Below are 22123 nucleotides of genomic sequence, written 5' to 3'. Positions count from 1 at the left end.
GTCCCGCCCCTCAGCTGTTGCGTCCCCGCGCCGCGACGGGCCACCGCTCGGTGACCACACCGTCGTCGGCCACGAGCAGCTCCTCGGCCAGGTTGACCGCGTTGCACACGTGGTTGGGCACCACGCGCACCACGCTGCCCCGCGGCGGCAGCGGCTCGCCGTCCGGCAGCACCGCCACCGCGTGGTGCTCGCTGAGCACCTCGATGCGCGCACCCGGGTGGTCCAGCAACCGCCCGAAGCCGGTGGCCCAGCCGGCCCGGTCCGCACCGAGGGCCTTGCTCCCGGCGTCCAGGACGAGGCGCCCACCGGCGTGCGAGACCACCGTGGAGTGCACGGTGAGCGCGATGTCCTGGGGCGCACACGTGCCCAGCTCCCACTGCTGCGCGTCGCCGAACACGTAGACGCCCGGGCGCAACTCGTCGAAACCGGCCTCCTCCAGGGCCACCGAGGGGGTGGACCCGCCGGAGACGTGCGGGGTCGGCACCCCGGCGGCGCGCAGGCCGCGGGCAGCCTCGGCCACCGCGTCGGCCTCCTGGCGCACCACCTCCCGCCGGCCCGCGGGCGTGTAGCTGTGTCCGGGGAAGGTGAACAGGCCGCGCACCACGAACCCGGTCTCGATGCCGGCACGCGCCACCGCGCGGGCCTCCTGCGGGGCGCACCCGCTGCGGTGGTGGCCGCTGTCCACCTCCACCACGAGCTCCGGCAGGGCCACCGGCCCCGCGGCGGGCTCCCGGGTGCGCCCCCGCGGTACCTGCCACAGCTCGGCCAGGTGCTGCACACCTTCCACGGAGTCCACGCCCACCGCCAGCCGCACCCGGGTGGCCAGCTCCGCGGCACGCCACGCCTGGTCGGACGTCCACCACACCGGGTAGGCGATGAGCAGGTCGCCGCACCCGGCCTCGGCGAACGCCTCGGCCTCCCCCAGCGTGGCCACGGTGAGGCCCACCGCACCGGCTGCCAGCTGCAGGGCGGCCACCTGCGGGCACTTGTGGGTCTTGGCGTGGGGTCGCAGGGCCTGGCCGCGCTCGGCGGCCGTCGCGGCCATGCGGTCGACATTGGCCTGCAGTCGGGCGCGGTCCAGCACCACCCGCGGGGTGGGCGGCAGGTCGGTCAGGGGAGCGAGCGCCACGTCAGCGCCCCAGCAGCGCGACGAGCTGGTCCATCGGATGGTCCGAGCGGGGCCGCCTGGGCGGCGCAAAGAGACCGGCGGCCTCGCCCTGCGCCACCCGCGGCTTCTCGTAGGCGAAGGCGACGCCCACGGCGTCGGGGAGCACCGGCACCGAGACCCCACCGCCCTGCGCCACGTCCCAGGCGTGCACGGTGAGGTCCACGAGCATCTGGTGGGCGTACTCCCCCGCGGTCTGCATGCCGCCGGAGAAGGCCACCGGCTGGTCCACCTCCTCCACCTGCGCCCACGCCTGGAGCGAGCCCAGCATCGCCATCTGCCACGCACGGCGGGCAGCAGCCGGCGAGCCGCCGAGCCGGTCCCCGTCGTACCGGTCCCCCACCTGCTCCACGCCCTCCCCCCGCAGCAGGTGGGGCACCCACTCGTGCTCGGCCACCACGTGGTTCACCACGTCCTTGACCGACCACTCGCTGCATGGCGTGGGGCGGCCCCAGGCGTCGTCGGGCAACCGCTCGAGCACCACGGCGAAGGCGCGGGCGGACTCCGGCAGCAGGTCGATGGCCTGGCGCGACGTGCTGGGTGCAGTGGTCATGCGCGCACGCTATCCGTCGGCGCCCGGCCTGCCCCGCCCCCGCCCGGCGGACCTGTGGACGAACGGCGGCCGCCACGACCGGCTGGGGACGGGCCGGGCGGCCACACCCCGCCGGGATGACGCACGCCACACCGGACGCATACGGTGGGCCCATGGACCTGCACCGCCCCGAGGCCCCCGAGCCCTACAGCCTGCTGCCGAAGACCGCCGACTTCACCGTCACCAGCGCCGACCTGCGCAACCACGAGCCGATGTCGCGCCGCCACGCCGCCGAGGGCGACGAGACCTCCCCGCAGCTCTCGTGGACCGGTGCCCCCGAGGGCACCAAGTCCTTCGCCGTGTCCTGCTTCGACCCGGACGCCCCCACGCCGGCCGGCTTCTGGCACTGGACGGTCCTGAACATCCCCGCCTCGGTCACCGAGCTGGCCGCGGACGCCGGCGCCGAGGGCGGCCACAACCTGCCCGAGGGCGCCTTCATGGTCTCGGCCGACACCGGCGCCAAGGCCTGGGCCGGCATGGCCCCGCCCCCCGGCGACCGCCCGCACCGCTACATCCTGGCCGTGCACGCCCTGGACACCGAGGACCTGGGGCTGGACAACTCGGCCAGCGCCACCGTGGCCGCGTTCACGATGCTGTTCCACACCATCGGCCGGGGGACCCTCACCGGCACCTACCAGGCCCGGGAGGACTGAGTGGACCGCTCGCTGCCCCAGCAGACCGTGCGCCGGGACGCCTTCCAGCTGGCCCCGGCGCTGGTCCTGACCGGCCTGGTCACCGCGAGCACCGCGCTGCCGGAGTGGATCCCGGACTGGCGCCGCCGCTGGCCCGTGCAGGGGCTGATCATCGCCGGCGCCGCGGCCACCATCGCACTGCGCCCCGACCCGGTGGCCCCCGGCACCGCCGAGGCCTCGTGGAGCCTCACCGAGGGCGCCGAGCCCGTGGCCGGTGAGGACACCACGCAGCTCGCGGAGCACCCCACCGAGGCCGAGCTCCCGAGCACGGCCCAGGGCCTCGACGAGCCGGAGATCCCCTGGCAGCGCATCGTCTTCCCCGGCGTGGTGCTGCTGGCGGCCGGCGCCGCCGGTGGACTGTGGCTCGAGCGCCAGGCCATCGCCTGGGTGGCGCGCCGCGGCGTCTCCCACCCGCGCACCGCGCTCGCCCTGGCCGCCGTGCCCGTCAACTGGTGGGCGCTGCGCCATGACGTCCTGGACGGCTGACCCCGGCACGCACGACGGAGGGGGCGGACCACCAGGTGGTCCGCCCCCTCCGTCGTGCCGGGAGGCCTGCTCAGCCGTGCTGGCAGGTGGAGCAGGTGCACTGCGTGCAGGTGCAGGTGCTGCAGCTGTCGGAGCAGTTGGAGCACTCGCAGGTGGCGTGCACGCACTCGGTGCAGGAGCACTCCGTGCTGGCGCAGGTGGCGCAGGGGCCCTCGCAGCCGCAGGTGCAGGTGGCGCACTCGTCGTAGTGGCCCTCGTGCTCACGGTGGGCGTGGCCGTCGTGCAGGTAGTCCACGTGGTTCAGGTGCACCACGGCCTGGTGGCCGCAGTTGGGGCCGTGGGTGTGGGCGTGGGTCTCGTGGGTGGGGTGGGCGGTGGTGGTCATGCGTCCTCCTGGTCGTGCTTCTCGGTGGCCCCGGGGCCGGGGTCGTCGTGGCAGTGCTCCCGGGCGTGCGCCAGGGCGTCGGCGACCACGTGGAGCACGTGGTCGTCCAGGACCGAGTAGTGCGACTCCCGCCCCTGTCGCCGGGTGGTCACCAGGCACTGGTCGCGCAGCACGCGCAGGTGCTGGGAGACCAGCGGCTGGGAGTGACCCGTGGCCTCCACGAGCTGGGTGACGGTCCGCTCCCCACCGGCCAGCAGCTCCAGGAGCTGCAGGCGGATGGGCGAGGAGAGCACCCGGAACATGGCGGCGGCGCGAGTACGGAGGTCGACGTCCTCGTGGTCCATGCCCTGATCGTAGTATGCGATTCCGCGCATATGCAAGGGGGTGCATGCTTCGGTACTGGCCGGGACCGGGTCGCGTAGGCTCGGGCGGGTGGAAGAAGACCGCATCGCACTGTTCGTCGACTACGAGAACCTCGCGCTCGGGGCACGCGACCACCTCGGGGGCATGGCCTTCGAGCTCAAGCCCATCGCCGACGCCCTGGCCGAACGCGGCCGCGTGGTGGTGCGCAAGGCGTACGCGGACTGGTCCTACTTCGACGAGGACCGCCGCATGCTGACCCGCAGCCACGTGGAGCTCATCGAGATGCCCCAGCGCATGGGGGCCAGCCGCAAGAACGCCGCCGACATCAAGATGGTGGTCGACGCCATCGAGATGGCCTTCGAGCGCGACTACATCACCACCTTCGCCATCTGCACCGGTGACTCCGACTTCACCCCGTTGGTGCACAAGCTGCGCGAGCTGAACAAGAACGTCATCGGCGTGGGCGTGCGCAACTCCACCTCGGCGATGCTGCCGCCCAGCTGCGACGAGTTCCTCTTCTACGACACCCTCGACGGCGTGGACCCGCACGTGCCCGCCGAGGACTCCAAGAAGTCCTCCGGCGGCCGCGGCAAGGGCAAGACCAAGGCCTCCGCCAAGGCCGATGCCGGCCCACCGGAGAGCACGGACACCCCCACCACCCCCGAGGCCGGGAAGGCCGAGGAGAAGCCCAAGGGCGGCAAGTCCTCGGGCCGGGGCCGCGGCGCCAAGACCACCCCGGACGGCGAGGAGGTGGCCACCGCCAACCAGGGAACGGGCGCCATCGCGCCGCTCGTGGCCCAGACGGTGGCCGGCCTGGCACGCACCACCAGCGGGGCCGTCACGGCATCGGCACTGAAGCGCACCCTGCTACGCAAGGACCCCACCTTCTCCGAGGCCGACTTCGGCTTCCGCGCCTTCGGCGAGCTGCTCAAGCACCTCGACGACCGGGGCGTCATCACCCTCTCGGACGGCCCCTCCTCAGGCGACCCGGTAGTGGAGCTGCCCGGCGAGGCCGACCGCGAGGTGGCCTTCGACCTGCTGCGCCGCGTGCTCGACGAGGAGGACCCCGAGGGCGACGGCGTGCCGCTGTCCGGTCTCAAGGACCGCCTGCGCCACCACGAGAGCGAGTTCACCGAGAAGGCCCTCGGGTACTCGAGCTTCCTGCAGTTCTGCAAGGCCGCCGACACCGAGGACGTGGCCGAGCTGTGGTGGGACGACGAGCACGACGGCTACCTGGTGGCCGCCCTCTGAGCGGTCAGACCTGGCTGACGCCCTGCTTCCAGTAGCCCATGAAGGCGACCTGCCGGCGGTCCCAGCCGCGCTCTCGCACGAGGTGGCGGCGCAGGGCCTTCACGGTGCCGGACTCGGCGGCCAGCCAGGCGTAGGCCTGCCCGGCGCCGGTCACCTCGGCGAGCTCCCACGGCACGGCCTCGGCGTCGTCGGTGACGTCCGGGGCGTCGGAGGCGTGGGTATCCGCCGCGACCCCTGACGCCCCGGGCTCCACCGTCAGGCGCGCCGGCAGCTCGGCGACGAGGCGCTCCCCCGGTGCCTGCCCGGCATCGCGCGGGAGCCAGACCACGTCCACCCCCGTCGGCGCGATGACGGGACGCACGTCGTCGGCCGAGGGCACCTCGAGGAAGGCCTGGCCGGTGGCCAGCGGGTCGAGGACGCGCAGGACGTTCACGATGGCGGGCAGTGCCGTCTCGTCGCCGGCCAGCAGGAAGCGCTCGGCCGTGCCGGGCGTCCAGTCCACGCCGGCCGCCTCGTGGCCGGGCACCTCGGCATCGGGCCCCCAGAGCATGACCGGGTCCCCAACCTGCACGCCCAGCGCCCAGCGGGACCCCGGGCCGGTGTCGCCGTGCACGGCCACGTCCACGTCCACCTCGCCCTCGGAGCGGCGCACGGCCGAGGGGGTGTAGGTGCGGAAGGTGTTGCGGCGGTCCTCGGGCATCTCGCGCCACTCCAGGTACCAGGTGTCGCCGGTGGGGAAGCTGGCGAAGGGATCGGCGTCCGGCTGTGCGTCGGGGCCGGCCTCGAGGGGGAACACGAGCTTGATGCGCTGGTCCAGACAGGTGTCGCCGAAGCGGCGCAGGTCCGGATCGCGCAGGGTGACGCGGACGAAGCTCGGTGAGACCCGGCGCACGGCGGCGACGGTGGCACGGAAGTCACGGAAGGTCGGCTGGGCCATGCGCGCAGCCTACGTGAGGTGAGGCTGACCTCACCCGCGGCTCGCTCAGAGCCAGTCGACCTGCGGGGCCACGAGCGCGTACCCGACGAAGGCCACGAGGTCGATGAGCACGTGCGCCCCCACCAACGGCGCCACGCGGCGCGTGCGCAGGAACCAGGCCCCCAGCAGCAGGCCCATGGCCACGTTGCCCACTCCCCCGCCGATGCCCTGGTAGAGGTGGTAGCAGCCGCGCAGCAGGGCCACCGCCACCACCGCCGCCACCGGCCCCCGGCCGAGCTGCCGGGCGCGGGTGAGCAGGTAGGCCAGCACCACCTCCTCGAGCACGCCGTTCTTCACGGCCGCCAGCACGAGGAGACCCAGCGACCACCACGGCGCCCCCTCGGAGGCCGCCTGCACGGTGGTGTTCACCCCGGCCGCCGTGGCCACCAGGTAGAGCCCCAGCCCGGGGATGCCGATGAGGGCGGCCAGCAGCGTGGCGTCGCGCAGGTCTCGCCCGGGGCGGCGCAGGTCGAGGCCGAGACGGCGGGCCCCGGCCAGGAGGGGGCGGTCCGCGTCCCGGGTGTCCGCGGCGCCCCGGCCCGTGGCACCCGTCGTGCCCGGCGCCGCAGCGTCATCCCGGCCCGTCACGGCATCGCGGCCGAGGAGGAACAGCACCAGGGCGGCCGGCACGAGGGCGAGGCCCACTCCCACCAGCTCCGTGGCCACCGACAGCCACGGGCGCCCCGGGTCGGCCGGCACGTTCATGCGCGTGGTGGCGCCCGCCAGCCCGCCGGGCCGCGTGAGCAGGTCCACCAGCCGCAGCAGCGACCAGACGGCCGAGGCCCCGAGGGAGAGGCCGAGCACCAGCCAGACCTCGGTGCGCAGCACGGAACGGTTCATGCACGGAAGGCTACGGCGACGTGGGGTCTGGGAGGATGCGGCCCATGCTGCGCCCCGCCCTCACCGCCGCCCCGCACACGGCCGCGATCTTCGTGGTCAACGGCTTCCTCATCGGCACCTGGGGCGGGCTGCTGGCCAGCGTCCGGCAGCGCGTCGGCATCCACGAGGGCGACGTGAGCGTGCTGCTCGTGGTGCTCGGCTGCTCAGCGGCGGTGACCATGCAGGTGACCGGGCGCCTCGCCGACCGCATCGGCGCACGCCGCCCCACCGTGGTGGGCGCGGGGGTGATGCTGGTGGCCTTCGCCGTGCTCGCGGCGGCGACCTCCTGGCCGATGGTGCTGGCGGCCGCGGTGCTGCTGGGCCTGGGCAACGGGGCCATGGACGTCTCCATGAACGCCATGGCCGTGCACGCCGAGAAGCGGTCGGGCCGGCGCATCCTCAGCACCCTGCACGCGTTCTTCTCGGTCGGGTCGCTCCTGGGGGCCAGCGCGGTGCTGCTCGCCGGGCTGCTCACCGACGGGCCGGGTGGCACGGTGGTGGCGGCCACGCTGGCGGCCGTCGTGCTGGCCGGCGGTCTCCTGGCCGTCACCGCACCTGGCACGCCGGACACCCCCGTGGTCTCCCACCGCACCGAGGAGGGCCACCGCACCCGGCTGCCGGCGGTGACCTGGCTGCTGGCCGCGATGGCGGTGCTCTTCGGCATCACCGAGGGGACCGGCTGGGACTGGTCCACCATCCACGTCACCGACGTCACCGGCGTCTCCCCCGGCCGGGGCGCGGCGGGGCTGGCCGTGTTCTCGGCTGCGATGGTGACCCTGCGCCTGTGCGGTGACTGGCTGGTGGAGCGCCTCGGCGCCCGCACCGCCCTGGCCGGGGGCGCCGGCATCGCGGCCGTGGGCTACCTGGTGGGTGTCACCCAGGACGCGTTCTGGGTGGTGCTGCTCGGCTGGCTGCTGGTGGGCACGGGCGTGGCCGTCCTGGCGCCCCTGATCTACGGCATGGCCGGGCACCTCGGCGGCGGACGGATGCTGGCCGTGGTGGCCGGCGCGGGCTACCTGACCTTCCTGGCGGGCCCCGCCCTCATCGGGTGGACGAGCCTGCACTGGGGCATGGGCGGCGCGATGGTGGTGCCCACCACCACTGCGCTGGCCGTGGCCTCGCTGGCACTGGCCCTGCCGCGCAGCGCCGCGGAGGCGGCCACGGCCGAGGCCGGGGGCGACTCCGCGGCGCACTGAGCGAGGTCCTCAGGAGGCCGAGGCAGCGGCGTCCGGGGCGGGCGCGGTGGTCGCCGCGTCGTCGGAGGTCTCACCGTCCCCGGCGGAGGGGGCCTGCTCGCTGCGCTCGCCGTGGTCGCCGTGGTCGCCGCGATCGCCCTGCTCACCGTGGTCGCCGCGCTCACCCGGCTCGGGCAGCTGCTCGTCGAGCATCTCGGTGAGGCGCTCCTTCTCGTCGGCGAGCATCGCGTCCACGAGCGTCTCGCGGTCCACGCCGGCAGCGTCCGCGACCTCGCCCAGGGTCTGGTCCCCGAGCTTCTCGCGGAGCTGGTCGGTGGTCAGGCCCAGGGTCTCGGCGGCCGCGTCGAGGGAGGGCCCGCCACGGTGCTCGTGCTCCGGGCCGCCCTGCGGGCCGTGGCCGTGGTGGCCGCCGGGGCCGTCCTGCGGGCCGCGCACGTCGTCGGGACGCTCCCGGTCGGTGTCGCCCTGCCGACCGGGGGCCGCCTGGTCCCCCGCCGTGACCTGGCCGCCGGGGGTCACGCTGCTGGCAGTGGAACTGGAGGCCTGGCCGCTGCCGCCCGTGTGCCCGTCGGCGAGGGCCGGGGCGGCGAGGGCGACGGACGCACCGGCGACGGCGACGGCCGCCAGGGTGAGGGGCTTGCTGAAGCGAGGTGCCATGACGCACTCCTGTCGTCTCCCGGGAGGACCCCGGACCGGCAGCGGTTGCCGGTGACGGGTGGACAACGGGGCGACTCTGGGAGAACACCCCCGGAGGCGCTGTGGTGGCGCTGTGGATCTGCCCCCAGGAACCTGTGAGCGGCGAGGGGGTGTGGGCCGGGTCAGTGCACGGCGGCGCGGGCGGTCTCGCGGCGACCGATCCACACCAGCAGCGCCACCCCCATCACCACGCCGGTGAGGGCGAAGGCCACCCCGTAGCCGTAGTGCTCGGCCACCAGCCCGACGAGGATCGGGCCGAGGATGGCGCCCACGTCCTGCGCCATCTGGAAGCCGGCGAGCACCGTGCCGGCGGAGCGTTCGTTGCCCACCACGTCGGCCACGGCGGCCTGCTGCGCGGGGTTGAGCAGACCGGCGCCGACGCCCGCCACCGCCATCACCGCGAGGTACACCCACACGTTGGTGATGACGCCGGAGAAGGCCGTGAACACGCCGCAGAGCACCAACCCGCCCAGCACCAGCGGGCGGCGGCCGATGCGGTCGCTCAGACGTCCGGCGTGGTTGAGCACGGCCACGTTGCCCACGGCGAACGCGGCCAGCGCGAACCCGGCGGTCTGCGGACCGGCGTGGAGCACCTCCACCACGAACAGCGGCACCAGCGCCACACGGACGCCGAAGTTGGCCCACCCGTTGGCGAAGCCGCTGGTGAGGCAGGCACGGTAGACCGGGTCGCCCCAGGCCTCGCGGACGCTCATGCGCGGCGGCACGGCCCCGACCCCGGCCGGCGATCGGATGGCCTCGGGGCGGATCCCCAGGCCCACCACGACCGCGGCCACCAGCAGCGAGCCGCCGTAGATGAGGAAGGGCGCGCGCAGCCCCAGCGGCGCGAGCAGCCCCCCGAGCACGGGTCCGAAGACGTTGCCCAGCAGGAAGGCCGAGCCGTAGGCGGCCGAGACCCGCCCCCGGTGGGTGGGCGGGGAGAGCCGCACGAGGAGCGCCACCGCCGAGACGGTGAACATCGTGGAGCCGATGCCGCCGACGGACCGGAAGGCCAGCAACCAGCCGTAGCTCGAGGCCAGCCCGGCCGCGGCCGTGGAGAGCGCCACCACGAGCAGGCCCACGAGGTAGACGGGCCGTTCGCCGAACCGCTCCGAGAGGCGCCCTCCCACCGGGGCGAAGAGCAGCCGGAAGGCGGCGAAGGTGGACACGATGGTGGCCGCGGCGGTGGGGCCCACCCCGAAGCTCCGGGCGAACTGCGGGATGGCCGGGGCCACGATGCCGAAGCCCACGGCCACGACGAAGGCGGCGCCGATGAGGATCCAGACCTCCCTCGAGAAGGCCTTCTCCTGCACCTGCGCCGCCTGCGTCGTCATCGGGGGCAGCCTACGGCGGGCCACCTGCCCCCGACCGTCGGGTCACGCCGTGGTGTGCCCCTCGGCGTCCACACCGTGGCTGCGCTGCAGCTTGGCGCCCTCCACGTCGAGGTCCGGCAGCAGCCGGTCGAGCCAGCGCGGCATCCACCACGCCTTCTCGCCCAGGAGGTGCATGAGGGCCGGGGTGAGCGTCATGCGCACCACGAAGGCGTCCACGAGCACGCCCAGCGCCAGGCCCAGACCCATCGGCCGGATCATCACCAGCTCGGCGTGGATGAAGCCGGCGAACACCGACACCATGATGAGCGCGGCGGCCGTGACCACCGAGACCCCGGCGCCGAAGCCCTTGTGCACCGCCTCGCGGGCGCTGGCCCCGTGGGCCCAGGCCTCGCGCATGCCGGAGACGAGGAACATCTGGTAATCCATGGCCAGCCCGAAGAGCACACCGATGACGATGGTGGGCAGGAAGGACAGGATGGGTCCGCCCTCGTTGACCGCGAAGACCGGGCCCAGCCAGCCCCACTGGTAGACCGCGACGACGGCACCGAAGGCCGCCCCGACGCTCAGCAGGAAGCCGGCGGTGGCCACCAGCGGCACGAGCAGGCTGCGGAAGACGAGCACCAGCAGCAGCAGGCTGAGGCCCACCACCACGGCCAGGTACAGCGGCAGGCTGCTGGCCAGTGCGTCGGAGACGTCGATGTTGGCCACGGTGAGGCCGGTGAAGCCCAGCTCCACGTGGTCCTCCTGCTCGATGCCGGTGGCGGCGTCGCGCAGGCGGTTGACGGTGTCCACGGTGGCCGCGTCGCCGGGGCCGGTGGTCGGCGTGATCTGGAAGGCCATCACCGAGCGGTCCTCGCTGGTGCCGATGGGCACCACGTGGTCCACGCCCTCGACGTCCTTGAGGGCCATCCCGATGGAGGTCTGGCGCTCGGCCACCTCGGCCTTGCTCAGACCCTCGGGCGCCTCGGCCATGGCCACCAGGGCGCCGTTGGCACCGGGACCGAACTCCTCGCGGATGGTGTCGAAGGTCTGGTAGCCCTGCGACGCCGCAGGGGCGGTGGAGCCGTCGGGCATGCCCAGGCGCATGTCGGTGACCGGCCACGCCATCGTGCCCAGGACGGCCACCACGGCGGCCACGGTGAGCCACGGGGCACGGGTCACCCAGCGGGTCCAGCGGGGGTGGTCGTCCTCGGGCGTGACGTGCTTCCAGGCCGAGGTCGCACCACCGGCGGCGCGCTTCTCGGCCGGGGTGGCGGCGTGGGCGCGGGCGTCCAGCTCGGCGCGGCGGGCGGCGCGACCACGACGGCCGAGCACGCGGTCACCGAGGAGCGACATGAGCGCCGGCCCCAGGGTCCAGGTCAGCAGCACCGCCACCAGCACGGTGCCGGCGGCCACCAGGCCCATCACGGACAGGAAGGGGATGCCGGTGAGGGTGAGCGCCGCCAGGGCGATGACGACCGTGGCGCCGGCCACGCCCACGGCGTTGCCCGCGGTGCCGGTGGCCAGGCCGAGGGACTCGTGCTTGTCCATGCCGGAGGCCATCTGGGTGCGGTGGCGGTGCAGGATGAACAGCGTGTAGTCGATGCCGACCGCCAGGCCGAGCATCACGGCCAGCGCCGGGGTGATGCTCTGCATCGTCACCACCGAGCTGAGGGCCATGGCGGCCCCGACCCCGACGGCCACGCCGATGACGGCGTTGACCAGCGGCAGCCCGGCGGCGAGCAGGCCGCGGAGCATGACCAGCAGCACGAGGGCGGCCACGGCCAGGCCGATGATCTCGCCGGGCCCCATGATGGAGCTCGCGTCCTGGCTCATCTCCTCCGAGAAGGTGGTGGTGATGCCGTGCTCGGACAGCCCGTCGGCCTTGGCCATGACGGCCTCGCGCTGCTCGATGGGCAGGCTGCTGAGCTGCTCGGTGAAGCGGATCTGGGTGTACGCGGTGGTGCCGGAGGAGGCGACGAAGCGCATGCCCTCGGACATCTTCTGCTGGGCCTCGCCCTGCTCCAGCTGCGTGCGGCCGTCGGCGAGGTCGGACTCGGCGTCGTCGAGCTTCTTCTCGTTCTGGCGCACCTGCTGCTGGCCGGCGCGGAGCTTCTTCTCGTTGCGCTCCAGCTCGGCCTGCCCGGCCTCGAGCTCCTTCTCGCCGGCCTCGAGGCGGGCGCGGCCCTGCTCGAGCTGGGCGGTCATGCCCTGCACGCGGGGGTCGTCCGGCCCGGCCTGGGCGCGCAGGGCGGCGAGCTGCTCCTCGGCCTGCTCCAGCTCGGTGCGCTTGCCCTCGAGCTGCTTGCGGCCGGAGGCCAGCTCCTTGCGGCCCTTCTCCAGCTGCTTGCGGCCGTCGGCGAGGTCGGCCTTCGCCTTCTCGAGCTTCTCGCGCCCGGCCTCCACCTCCTTGCGACCGGAGGCCAGCTCCTTGCGGCCCTTCTCCAGCTCGTCGCCGCTGCCGTCGATGCGCTTCTGCAGGGCGAAGGGGTTCTCCGCCCCGGTCACGCCCTCGGAGTCGGCGAAGTCCTTGACGGTGGCGGCGATGGCGCGGCGCTGCTCGGAGGTGAACTCCGAGCCGTCCCGCGTGGAGAACACGACGGTGCCCACACCGCCGGCGGCGTCGGGCAGCTCGGACTTCAGCTGGTCATTGACCCGCTGGAACTCGGTGCCGGGAATGGTGAACTCGGTGCTCAGCGGCTTGGAGAAGGCCGCGGCGGCACCGCCGACGGCGCCGAGCACGAGGAGCCAGGCCAGCAGGACCGGCCACACGTGGCGGGAGGCCCAGTGGCCGAGGGAGTAGAGACGTTCGGCCATCAGGCCCGTCCTTCCGGGGTCGTGGGGAGGGTGGTCGTGTCGAGGGAGGGTTCGGGGGAAGCGGGGGCGCTGCCGTACCCGGCACGCAGGTGGTCCAGGGCACGGCGGGCGTGCTCGAGGAAGAGGGCGCGGGAGTCCGCGTCGGCCCGCCCGGAGGTCTCCTCCAGCCAGACCCCGGCCGCGGTCTCGATGACGCCGAGGCCGCTGCGGACCAGCCCCCCGAGGTAGAGCCGGTCGACCGACCCGCCGGGGGTGCGCAGGCGATCGCTCAGCAGGTGCACGGCATCGGCGACGCAGCGGGCCACCAACGTGGCCTCGGCCCGCTCGAGGGTGGGGCTGGAGGTGGCCACGGCGCGGATGCGGGCGAAGTGCTCGAAACGCGCCTCGTCGAACACGCGCGGCAGGGCCTCACGGAGCACGTCGAGCGGCGGCGTGCCGGCCGGCGCCCGGTCGAACTCGGCCACGACCGCCTCCAGCGCGGAGCCGACCGGGGCCAGCAGGCACTCCTCGACGCTGCCGAAGTAGTTGAAGAGGGTGCGGCGCGAGACGCCGGCCTGCTCGGCCACGGCCTCGGCCGTCAGCGCGGCGATGCCGTCGGAGTCGACGACCCGGGCCGCGGGCAGCCACGAGGGCTGCCCGCGTGCGTTCCTTGTGGGCCGCTCTCAGTGACATGGCACCAGCGTAGGAAGGAAGATGCACTGCGTGCAAACTTGCCCGTCGTGCAAGACCCTCTCCCCTCCCCCGCATTCGGCACCACGTCAACGAATCGCCCCACGAGCGTGTGACCGGCCGCACAGCTGATGCGGGGAGCGTCACGCTCGGCACCCCGGGAACCGGGCCCGAGCCGTGCAGAATGTGCGCATGGCAACCCCCCTCACCACCCCTGACACCGAGCCCACCAGCGGCTCCGGCGGCACCGACGGCGACCAGAAGCAGTCGACCCTCGGCCTGCCGCAGCTCACCGCGCTGGTCGTCGGCTCCATGGTCGGCGGCGGCATCTTCGGCCTGCCCATGAACATGGCACAGGCCGCGGCCCCCGGCCCCCTCCTCATCGGGTGGGGCATCACCGGCGTCGGCATGCTCATGCTCGCCCTGACCTTCACGCTCCTGGCCCGACTGGCCCCGAACCCCGACGGCGGCGTCTACGGGTACGCCCGCGACGGCTTCGGTCGCTTCCTCGGCTTCTCCTCGGCCTGGGGCTACTGGATCAGCGCCCTGCTGGGCAACCTCTCCTACTTCATCCTCGTCTTCTCCACGCTCGGCCTCTGGTGGCCGAGCATCTTTGGCGAGGGCAACACGCTCGCCTCCTTGGCCGGGCAGACCGTGCTGCTGTGGCTCTACGTGGCCCTCATGCTGCGCGGCGTCCGGGAGGCCGCGGGCTTCAACCTGGTCATCACCATCGCCAAGATCGTGCCCATCCTGGCCTTCGTGGTGCTCACGGCCGTGGCCTGGGACTACGGCGTCTTCTCCACCGACTTCTGGGGCCACGAGACCACCGGCGACAGCATTCTCACCCAGGTGCGCGGCATGATGATCGTGACCGTGTGGATGTTCGTCGGCATCGAGGGCGCCACCGTGTACTCCCAGCGCGCCCGCAACCGCAAGGACATCTCCAAGGCCACCGTGGTGGGCTTCCTCGGCGTCATCGCCCTGCTGGTGGCGGTCAACATGCTCAGCGCCGGCATCCTCAGCCAGGCCGAGCTGGCCGGCCTGCAGGACCCGTCCATGGCAGGCGTGCTCAAGGAGGCCGTCGGCCCCTGGGGTGCCGGCCTGGTGAGCGTGGGCCTGCTGGTCTCCGTCATCGGCGCCCTGCTGGCCTGGATGCTGCTGTGCGCCGAGATCCTCAGCGTCACCGCCCGCGACGGCGCCATGCCCCGCGGCCTGGCCACGGAGAACAAGCACGGCACCGCCACGTGGTCGGTGCTCGTGAGCGCCCTCGCGCTGCAGGCCTCGATCATCTACGCCCACTTCGCCGGGTCCAACTACCTGGTGGTCATCCTCATGGCCGGCTCGATGATCCTGCTGCCCTATCTGCTCTCGGCCCTCTACGGCGCGGCCCTGGCCTGGCGCCACCGCAACGGCCGGGGCGCCTCGATGGTGCACGTGGTGATGGCCGCCATCGCCGCGCTCTACTCGCTGTGGCTGATCTACGCCGGCGGCCTGAACTACCTGCTCATGACCATGCTGTTCTACGTGCCCGGCCTACTGGTCTACCTGTGGGCCCAGAAGGAGGGGCGCGTGCGCCCGGCCATGAAGGGCTACGAGTGGGTCGTGTTCGGCATCATGCTCGTGGGCTTCATCGCGGCAGTGGTGGGTCTGCAGCAGGGGTGGCTCTCCACCGAGTGACCCCCGCACCCCACACACCCGGAGGGCGGTCCGTCACCGACGGGCCGCCCTCCGGCGCATCCATCAGTCCCCTGTGTCCCCGGTGACGACCTCGCGGGCCACCTCGGCCAGCCGCACGTTGGTGGTGCGGGAGCGCTGGCGCAGCAACTCAAAGGCCCCCTCGGGGCCGGCCCCAGTGCGCTCCATGAGCACACCCTTGGCCTGCCCGATGAGGTCCCGGCTGTCCAGGGCGCGGTGCAGGTGGCTGATGTGCTGGCGGTGGCTCAGCGCCAGCGAGGCGGGGGCCTCCACCAGGCGAGCCCGGTGCTCTGCGTCGTCGTCGAAACGGTGCGGGGCGTCGGCGTAGAAGTTCAGCGCCCCCAGGCCGGCGCCGCCGACCTCGTCGACCGCCCCCTCGAAGGTGTGCAGGCGCACGCCCATCATCGAGGCCACGCCGTGGTCGGCGGCCCAGCGGCTGAAGCGGGGCCAGGTGGTGTCGGTGGCCGTGTCGGGCAGGTGGGTCACCGGGGCCTCCCGGACGGCCGAGACGCACGGCCCCTCGCCGTACTGCTCCTGGAAGCGGTCCACCTCGAAGCAGACCGGTACCGTCGCGGCCACGGTGTCGATGCGGCCCCCGGCCCGCAGCAGCGTCACGGCCACCTCGCACCCCTCGCCCACGAGTTCGCGGGCCGCGCGGCAGATCTCCGCGGCGAGGTCCTCCACCTCCTCGGAGGCACGGAAGCGGTGGGTGATGGCGGCCAGGCGTGCGGCGAGGTCACCGGTGGGGGTCTGGGTCATGCCCACCATCGTCGCCCGCCGGCGGCACGAGTGCCACCGCAGTCAGCCGAGGACCTCCTCCGGGGAGCCGCGGCGCAGCACCCGGCCGGCGTCCATGAGCACCACGGCGTCGGCCAGCCGGGCCTCGTCGTGGTCGTGGGTCACCAGCAGCGCGGTGGTCGAGCTCTCGGCCACGAGGCGCCGCAGGTCCTGCCCCAGGGCCACGCGCAGGTCGCGGTCGAGGGCGCTGAGGGGCTCGTCGAGCAGGAGCACGTCCGGGTCCGCGGCCAGCCCCCGCGCCAGGGCCACACGCTGCCGCTGGCCGCCGGAGAGGGTGCGCGGGTCGCGGTCCTGGGTGCCGGGCAGGCCCACCTGCTCCAGCAGCTCGGCCGTGCGCTGCCGGCGGGCGGCGCGGGAGACGCCGCGCAGGCGCAGGGCGTAGCCCACGTTGTCGGCCACGGAGAGGTGGTCGAACAACTGGCCGTCCTGGAAGACGAGCACGAAGTTGCGGCGGTGCGGTGGCACGCCGGTGACCTCCCGTCCGCCGAAGCACACCGTGCCGGCTGCGACCTGCTCGAGGCCGGCCACCACACGCAGCAGCGTGCTCTTGCCGCACCCGGAGGGGCCGAGGACGGCGGTCATGGTGCCGCGGGGCAGGTCGAGGTCCACGGCGTCCAGGGCGCGGACGGAGCCACGGCGCGCGGGGAAGTCCACGGTGGCGCCGCGCACCTCCAGGCCAGCGGGGCGGTCGGTCTCGGCAGGGCGGTCGGTCTCGGCGGGGCGGGTGGGCTCGGCATCGGATGACGTCACCAGGAACCTCCGGCGGACGGGGCGAGGCGGTCGACCACGGCCATGACGGCCACGGTCACGGCGGCCAGCAGCACGCTGGCCGCCAGGGCGAGGCCGAAGCCGGAGCCGCCGGGACGGCCCACCAGCTCGGCGATGACGACGGGGACGGTCGGGGCGTCCGGTCGGGCCAGGAAGCTCGTGGCGCCGAACTCCCCCAGGCACACCGCGAGCGCGAAGCCAGCCGCAGCGGCAGCGGGGCGGGCGGCCAGGCGGGCGTCCACGGTGAGGAACTGCCGCCACGGCGGGGCCCCCAGGGAGGCGGCCACCTGCCGCTGCCGGTCGTCGATGCCCTGGAGCACCGGGGTCAGGGTGCGCACCACCAGCGGGGCGGCCACGAGCGCCTGCGCCAACGGGACGAGCAGCGGTGAGCTGCGCAGGTCCACCGGCGGGGAGTCCAGGGCGATGAGGAAGCCGAAGCCCACCGTCACCGCGGAGACCCCCAGCGGCACCATGAAGAGCAGGTCGAGCACGCGGACGGTGGCCGCCCGGGCCGGCGTGCGGGTGGGCCGCGAGAGCGCGATGGCGACGAGCACCCCCAGCACGAGCGCCACCATCGTGCCGTCCACCGCGGCGCGCCAGGAGTTCTCCAGCGCCTGGAGCACAGTGACCTGGAGGCCGGCGTCGGCGGCCGCCTCCGGGGAGGACAGAGCGCGGTAGTTGCGCAGCGACCAGGCAGTCCCCTCCGCGGTGCGCACCTGCAGCGAGCGCACCACCAAGGTGGCCACCGGTGCGGTGACGAAGGCCAGCACGGCCACAGCCACGGCCACCGCGGGCAGGTCGCCCCGGCGCACCGGGCGCGGCGCCGCCCCCGCCCCCGTGGCCCGCGCGGAGCCGCGCAGCCGGGCGGCCGTCCCCACGAGCAGGGCCACGGTCACCACCTGCAGCACCGAGAGCACGGCGGCGGCCCGCAGGTCCAGGTACTGGGTGGTCAGCAGGTAGATCTCGGTCTCCAGGGTGCGGTGGCGCAACCCGCCGAGGGTGAGCACCACCCCGAAGGCGGTGCTGCAGAACAGGAAGACCACCACCGCGGCGCTCGTGATGGCCGGGGCCAGGCGGGGCAGGGTGATGTCGCGCAGCACCTGCCAGGGCGCCGCACCCAGCGAGGCGGCGGCCTCCTCGGCGCGGCGGTCCAGCCCGGCCCAGGCCCCGCCCACGGTGCGCACCACCACGGCCAGGTTGAAGAACACGAACGCCGCCCCGATGGCCCACGGCGTGCCGTCCCAGCCCAGGAATCCCAGCGGCCCCTGCGGGCTGAGCAGGCTGCGGAACATCACGCCCACCACCACGGTGGGCATGACGAAGGGCATGACCACCCACGAGCGCAGCAGGCCCCGCAGCGGCAGGCGCAGCCGGTACAGGGCGAAGGCCGTGGGCACGCCGAGCAGCACGGTCACCGCGGTGCCGGCCAGCGCCATCGCCACGGTGAAGCCGAGCACGCGCAGGGTGCGGCTGCGGCCCAGCACCTCGGGCACCACCGAGAGGTCGAGCTGGCCGTGCGGGGCCAGGCCGCGTCCCACCATCGTGCCGACGGGCAGCACGAAGAAGACGGCCAGGAAGGCCAGGGGCAGGGCCGCCCAGAGCAGGGGGACCCACGCCCCTCCGCGGGAGCGCCTCACTGGCCGGTGGCCTCGCTCCAGCGCGTCAGCCACTCCTCGCGGTGCTCCTGGATGCGGGCGGCGTCCACCTCGATGGGCTCCTTGGCGGACGGGGCCCACTTCTCCCACTCGGCCGGGAGCTCCACGTCCGAGCGCACCGGGTAGACGTACATCGACTCCGGCAGCCCGGCCTGGAAGTCCTTGCCCAGCAGGTACTCCACCAGTTTCGCGCCCGCCTCGGGCTCCTCGGCGCCCTCGAGCACGCCGGCGTACTCCACCTGGCGGAAGCAGGTGTCCAGCAGGGCCGAGGTGGTGGGCTCCTTGCCCCCCTCGGGCACGGTGAAGGGCGGGCTGGAGGCGTAGCTGAGCACGATGGGCCGGTCCCCCTTGCCGCCGCCGGCGGTGAAGTCGACGGTGTACGCGTCCTCCCAGCCGGCGGTGATCTTGGCGTCGTTGGCCACGAGGTCCTTCCAGTACTGCTCCCAGCCGTCGTCGCCCTTGGCACCGATGGTGGCCAGCAGGAAGGCCAGACCGGGGCTCGACGTGGCGGCACCGGGGGTGACGAACAGGCCCTTGTACTCGGGCTTGGTGAGGTCGTCGAGACCCTGGGGCGGGTTGACGCCCTTCTTCTCGAACCACGTGTCGTCCACGTTGACGCAGACGTCGCCGTAGTCCACCGGGGCCAGGCGGGCGCCCCCGTCGGTCTCGATGGTGTGCCGGTCGACCCCCTGGGGCAGCGACACACCGTGCTCGGCCACCACGCCCTCGGCCAGGGCCCGGCCGCCGAACGTGTTGTCGATGCCGAAGACCACGTCGCCCAGCGGCTTCTCCTTGGTGAGCACCAGCTTGTTGGTGAGCGCCCCGGCATCGCCGGACTTCAGCACCTTGACCGTGATGCCGGTGTCCTTGGTGAACTCCTTGAGCGCACCCTTCGGCGGGTTGAACGAGTCGTGGGTCACGAGAGTGACGGTGCGGCCCTCCAGGTCACCGTCGGAGGCGCCGTCGCCGGAACCCTGCGAGGGCGACGAGGACTCCTGGTCGGACCCCTCACCCTGGCCGCCCAGGGAGCACCCCGCCAGCAGGCCGAGGGCGGTGACGGCGGCCAGACCCGTCGTGACCGCGCGACGGGGGGCCCGGACGGCCGTGGTGCTGCGGTGCGGGGAGGGGCGAGTGGGCTGTGCGGTGGTGGGCATGTGCGCTCCTGTGTCGACTTCCTCCGCCGGCGGTCCCGGCCAGGTTCCAAGGGTCTGCGGTCTCCCGCACTCTCAACGCTCCGGGCGCTCCCCTGTCGTGGCCCCGAACATACCCCCTGACCCGCGCGCCGGTCGGCCGACCCGGTGGCGGCCGCGCCATGCCACCCGGCGGAGGTCACACCGCACCACCGGGCGGGGGCGGGTGCGTCGTGACAGACTCGGGAACGATTGCACGACCGCCGCGCACACCGCGCCGGCGCCCAGCAGGCGAAGGAGAGTTGCATGAACCTCGCGTACAAGGCCCTCGCGACCGCGCTGCCGATCGTGGCCAGCGTCGTGGCCTCCAAGGTGGCCGACGGCACCTGGAAGATCACCACCGGCCGCTCGGCCCAGAACCCGGACGACCCGGAGGTGGGCATCAAGGAGGCCGCCGCCTTCGCGCTGCTCTCCGGCGCCGCGGTGGGTGTGGCCAAGATGCTGGCCAACCGTCAGGCCTCGCACTTCTACATGAAGAACAACGGCATGCTGCCGCCGGAGCTCACCAAGCGCCTGGGTCTCACCGAGGAGCAGTCCCGCGCCAAGGCCCAGGCCAAGCTGGCCTCCGAGGGCAACCGCAAGGACGCCAAGAAGGCCGCCGCCAAGGCCTGAGTCACAAGGCTCGGCCCAGCGCCCCGGCGCCCCGTCCACCCGATGCGGTGGGCGGGGCGCCGAGCGCTGTTCCGGGCCGGGCCGACGGGTGCAGGTCAGGTGGTGTGAGGGGCTGCCCCGCAGGTCAGAGGTCGCGTCGGAGGTCGCCCCCGGGGTCGCCCCCGAGGTCGCCCCCGGGGGCGCGCCGGAGACCGTGCCGGGGGCTCTGGGCCCATGCGGCGCCCGCCCATGCGAGGGCGGCCACGGCGAAGGCGACACCGAAGGTCACCCGTCCTGCCGGCGGCAGGTAGTACTGCGGCAGCACGAGCGCCACCAGACCGCCCAGTGGCCAGCCCGCCCACCGCAGGCCCCCGTGGGCTGCCCGCTGCCACGCCAGGGCCGCCAGCAGCCCGGCCGCAGCGAGCATCAGCAGACCGGCAGCGAACAGGGACACGCCCACGAAGTTGCCGCGGACCGCCTCGACCAGTGCCATGGCCTGATCCGGGGCGAGATCCTCTGCTGACACGGCACGACCCAGCTCGTGCAGGGCCAGCGCCTCGACCCCGTAGTAGGGCATCACCAGACCGGCATCCACCAGACCGCACCAACCGCACCAGCGCGCGATGCGGGAGGCCTTTCCGGGAACCAGCTCGGAGCAGCGCACCGCCACCCAACCCACCGAGGCGAGTGCCGCCATGCCTGCCAGGTGGGCCACCACCCAGAGTGGCTGGGCGAAGGCGGCCAAGGCCACGGCAGGGTCCTGTGAGTGGTCACCGTAGGGGCGCAGACCGAGGTAGACAGCCATTCCCAGACCAGCACCCACGAGAGGGACCATGAGCCGCGGCGAGGGCGCAGCACGGCCTGGGGAGGGGGTGCGGGGATCCGAGACGGGATCGGGACGACCGGCGGGATGAGTGGGCATGTGATCTTCCGGGAATGGCCAGCGGTCGGGCACTCCTGACCGTAGGACACTCATCTCTCCGCCCGACACTGTCGGAACGTGACCATGGGCCGCACAGCAGGTGCGCCACGGTGGCCGGTGGTCGGGGACCGACCTCGCCTCAGCCGCGAAGGAAGTCCGCCACGGCCCGGATGTAGCCGGGCCGGTCGGCGAAGTAGGCCCCGCAGTGGTCCACCCCGTCCACGATGCGCAGCTCGGCCCCCTGGCCGGCCGCAGCCGCCAGCCGGTGGGCGTGGGCCACGGGGATCACGGAGTCCTCGGTGCCGTGCACGAGCAGCAGCGGGCGCGGTGCGATGTCGGCCACCACTTCCACCGGCTCCACCTCGCTGAACCGGTACCCGTAGCGCCATCGCGTGACGCGGTCCACCAGGTGCACCAGCGGCACCGGGGGCAGCCGCATGCCGCGAGCCGCCGTCGCCACCACGTCGCGCATGTCGGCGAAGGACGAGTCCGCAACCACCCGTGCCACCCGCTGGTCCCGGGCGGCCACCTGCAGGACGACGGCGGCACCCATCGAGAACCCGACGAGGTCGATGCCGGCACCCGGGCGCCGGGCGGCCACCCAGTCGAGGGCGGCCTCGAGGTCGAGCTGCTCGTAGTGCGCCAGGGACTGCGGGCCGTCGGCGGAGTCCCCGTTGCCGCGGAAGTCGAGGAGCAGGACCGACCACCCCTCGCGCCACAGCCCCGGCCCGATGCCGAGCATGTCCGCCTTGGAACCGCGGTGGCCGTGGCACACCACCGCCACCCGGCCGGACTCCCCCTGCAGCCACCAGCCCGCCAGGCGCGTGCCGTCGGCCGCGTGAAGTTCCACGTCCTCCACCGCGTCGTCGGGCACCCGCACCTCGTAGGGCGTGAACCCGTAGGGCACGGGCGGGCGCTGCGGCCCGCTGATCTGCCGCGCACCCCACAGGGCCCCCACCGCGGCACCGGCCATCCCCACGGCGGCGGTGACGGGCAGGGCCAGCAGGGCGGTTCGACGCATGGCGCC

The 22123-nt window shown here is 73.9% G+C and carries 22 protein-coding genes; 6 read left to right on the top strand and 16 right to left on the bottom strand.

What is annotated here, in order from left to right; all coding sequences use genetic code 11:
• Positions 1–10: 10 nt before the first annotated feature.
• The gene (locus CYJ76_RS06920) at positions 11–1129 is read right to left on the bottom strand and encodes an alanine racemase (RefSeq protein WP_083323636.1); all 1119 of its coding nucleotides are present in this window, start codon (positions 1127–1129) and stop codon (positions 11–13) included.
• A 1-nt stretch (position 1130) separates the two neighbouring features.
• Positions 1131–1718, bottom strand: a complete 588-nt coding sequence (locus CYJ76_RS06915; protein ID WP_070705544.1) for a TIGR03086 family metal-binding protein — start codon at positions 1716–1718, stop codon at positions 1131–1133.
• A gap of 152 nt (positions 1719–1870) precedes the next feature.
• Between CYJ76_RS06915 and CYJ76_RS06910 the strand changes: the two genes are divergently transcribed.
• The gene (locus CYJ76_RS06910) at positions 1871–2410 is read left to right on the top strand and encodes a YbhB/YbcL family Raf kinase inhibitor-like protein (protein WP_070705545.1); all 540 of its coding nucleotides are present in this window, start codon (positions 1871–1873) and stop codon (positions 2408–2410) included.
• Entirely contained in the window at positions 2411–2935 is a 525-nt protein-coding gene (locus CYJ76_RS06905; protein ID WP_101849640.1) for a hypothetical protein, read from the top strand. It abuts the gene before it with no gap.
• 70 nt (positions 2936–3005) lie between these two features.
• On the opposite strand, the gene CYJ76_RS12860 is transcribed toward CYJ76_RS06905, so the two are convergent.
• Complete coding sequence (locus CYJ76_RS12860; RefSeq protein WP_101849639.1) at positions 3006–3320, bottom strand: hypothetical protein; 315 nt, start codon at positions 3318–3320, stop codon at positions 3006–3008.
• Complete coding sequence (locus CYJ76_RS06895) at positions 3317–3664, bottom strand: ArsR/SmtB family transcription factor (RefSeq protein ID WP_070703410.1); 348 nt, start codon at positions 3662–3664, stop codon at positions 3317–3319. Before CYJ76_RS06895 ends, CYJ76_RS12860 begins: the two co-directional genes overlap by 4 nt.
• A gap of 88 nt (positions 3665–3752) precedes the next feature.
• Here CYJ76_RS06895 and CYJ76_RS06890 point away from each other — a divergent pair, with 88 nt between their 5' ends.
• The gene (locus tag CYJ76_RS06890; RefSeq protein WP_070703409.1) at positions 3753–4934 is read left to right on the top strand and encodes an NYN domain-containing protein; all 1182 of its coding nucleotides are present in this window, start codon (positions 3753–3755) and stop codon (positions 4932–4934) included.
• 4 nt (positions 4935–4938) lie between these two features.
• Here CYJ76_RS06890 and CYJ76_RS06885 read toward each other — a convergent pair whose 3' ends face one another.
• Both CYJ76_RS06885 and CYJ76_RS06880 read right to left on the bottom strand, forming a co-directional pair.
• Positions 4939–5871, bottom strand: a complete 933-nt coding sequence (locus CYJ76_RS06885) for a siderophore-interacting protein (protein WP_070703408.1) — start codon at positions 5869–5871, stop codon at positions 4939–4941.
• A gap of 45 nt (positions 5872–5916) precedes the next feature.
• Entirely contained in the window at positions 5917–6750 is an 834-nt protein-coding gene (locus tag CYJ76_RS06880; protein ID WP_101849638.1) for a CPBP family intramembrane glutamic endopeptidase, read from the bottom strand.
• Positions 6751–6794: 44 nt separating this feature from the next.
• Between CYJ76_RS06880 and CYJ76_RS06875 the strand changes: the two genes are divergently transcribed.
• Entirely contained in the window at positions 6795–7985 is a 1191-nt protein-coding gene (locus CYJ76_RS06875) for an MFS transporter (RefSeq protein ID WP_070703406.1), read from the top strand.
• A gap of 9 nt (positions 7986–7994) precedes the next feature.
• Here the strand turns inward: CYJ76_RS06875 and CYJ76_RS06870 are convergent, their stop codons facing one another.
• The 4 genes from CYJ76_RS06870 to CYJ76_RS06855 form a co-directional block, all read right to left on the bottom strand.
• The gene (locus CYJ76_RS06870; RefSeq protein ID WP_101849637.1) at positions 7995–8642 is read right to left on the bottom strand and encodes a hypothetical protein; all 648 of its coding nucleotides are present in this window, start codon (positions 8640–8642) and stop codon (positions 7995–7997) included.
• A gap of 161 nt (positions 8643–8803) precedes the next feature.
• Positions 8804–10012: an MFS transporter gene (locus CYJ76_RS06865; protein WP_101849636.1), complete on the bottom strand. Its 1209-nt coding sequence runs from the start codon at positions 10010–10012 to the stop codon at positions 8804–8806.
• A 42-nt stretch (positions 10013–10054) separates the two neighbouring features.
• Positions 10055–12808, bottom strand: a complete 2754-nt coding sequence (locus tag CYJ76_RS06860; RefSeq protein WP_101849635.1) for an MMPL family transporter — start codon at positions 12806–12808, stop codon at positions 10055–10057.
• Positions 12808–13431, bottom strand: a complete 624-nt coding sequence (locus CYJ76_RS06855) for a TetR/AcrR family transcriptional regulator (RefSeq protein ID WP_101849634.1) — start codon at positions 13429–13431, stop codon at positions 12808–12810. The genes CYJ76_RS06860 and CYJ76_RS06855 overlap by 1 nt, the downstream gene beginning before the upstream one ends.
• A gap of 238 nt (positions 13432–13669) precedes the next feature.
• Here CYJ76_RS06855 and CYJ76_RS06850 point away from each other — a divergent pair, with 238 nt between their 5' ends.
• Positions 13670–15154, top strand: a complete 1485-nt coding sequence (locus CYJ76_RS06850; RefSeq protein ID WP_083323384.1) for a basic amino acid/polyamine antiporter — start codon at positions 13670–13672, stop codon at positions 15152–15154.
• A gap of 63 nt (positions 15155–15217) precedes the next feature.
• Here CYJ76_RS06850 and CYJ76_RS06845 read toward each other — a convergent pair whose 3' ends face one another.
• From CYJ76_RS06845 to CYJ76_RS06830, 4 genes are read right to left on the bottom strand one after another with little or no spacing between them, the layout of a single operon-like run.
• Positions 15218–15931, bottom strand: a complete 714-nt coding sequence (locus CYJ76_RS06845; RefSeq protein WP_168168404.1) for a GAF and ANTAR domain-containing protein — start codon at positions 15929–15931, stop codon at positions 15218–15220.
• A 42-nt stretch (positions 15932–15973) separates the two neighbouring features.
• A complete protein-coding gene (locus CYJ76_RS06840) occupies positions 15974–16720 on the bottom strand; it encodes an ABC transporter ATP-binding protein (RefSeq protein WP_083323383.1) in 747 nt (248 codons plus the stop codon).
• On the bottom strand, positions 16717–18375 hold the full coding sequence (locus CYJ76_RS06835; RefSeq protein ID WP_101849633.1) for an ABC transporter permease: 1659 nt from the start codon (positions 18373–18375) through the stop codon (positions 16717–16719). Before CYJ76_RS06835 ends, CYJ76_RS06840 begins: the two co-directional genes overlap by 4 nt.
• Positions 18372–19547, bottom strand: a complete 1176-nt coding sequence (locus CYJ76_RS06830; RefSeq protein WP_083323545.1) for a thiamine ABC transporter substrate-binding protein — start codon at positions 19545–19547, stop codon at positions 18372–18374. Before CYJ76_RS06830 ends, CYJ76_RS06835 begins: the two co-directional genes overlap by 4 nt.
• Before the next feature lie 282 nt (positions 19548–19829).
• On the opposite strand from CYJ76_RS06830, the gene CYJ76_RS06825 reads away from it, so the two are divergent.
• On the top strand, positions 19830–20195 hold the full coding sequence (locus CYJ76_RS06825) for a DUF4235 domain-containing protein (protein WP_070705158.1): 366 nt from the start codon (positions 19830–19832) through the stop codon (positions 20193–20195).
• A gap of 124 nt (positions 20196–20319) precedes the next feature.
• Here the strand turns inward: CYJ76_RS06825 and CYJ76_RS06820 are convergent, their stop codons facing one another.
• Together CYJ76_RS06820 and CYJ76_RS06815 are read right to left on the bottom strand one after the other, a co-directional pair.
• The gene (locus CYJ76_RS06820) at positions 20320–20925 is read right to left on the bottom strand and encodes a hypothetical protein (RefSeq protein ID WP_144043049.1); all 606 of its coding nucleotides are present in this window, start codon (positions 20923–20925) and stop codon (positions 20320–20322) included.
• Between the two features lie 310 nt (positions 20926–21235).
• A complete protein-coding gene (locus tag CYJ76_RS06815) occupies positions 21236–22117 on the bottom strand; it encodes an alpha/beta hydrolase (protein ID WP_237769766.1) in 882 nt (293 codons plus the stop codon).
• Positions 22118–22123 lie beyond the last annotated feature (6 nt).

The organism is Kytococcus schroeteri (assembly GCF_002847825.1).
GTDB lineage: Bacteria > Actinomycetota > Actinomycetes > Actinomycetales > Dermatophilaceae > Kytococcus > Kytococcus schroeteri.
This window is presented reverse-complemented; position numbering and strand designations above follow the sequence as displayed.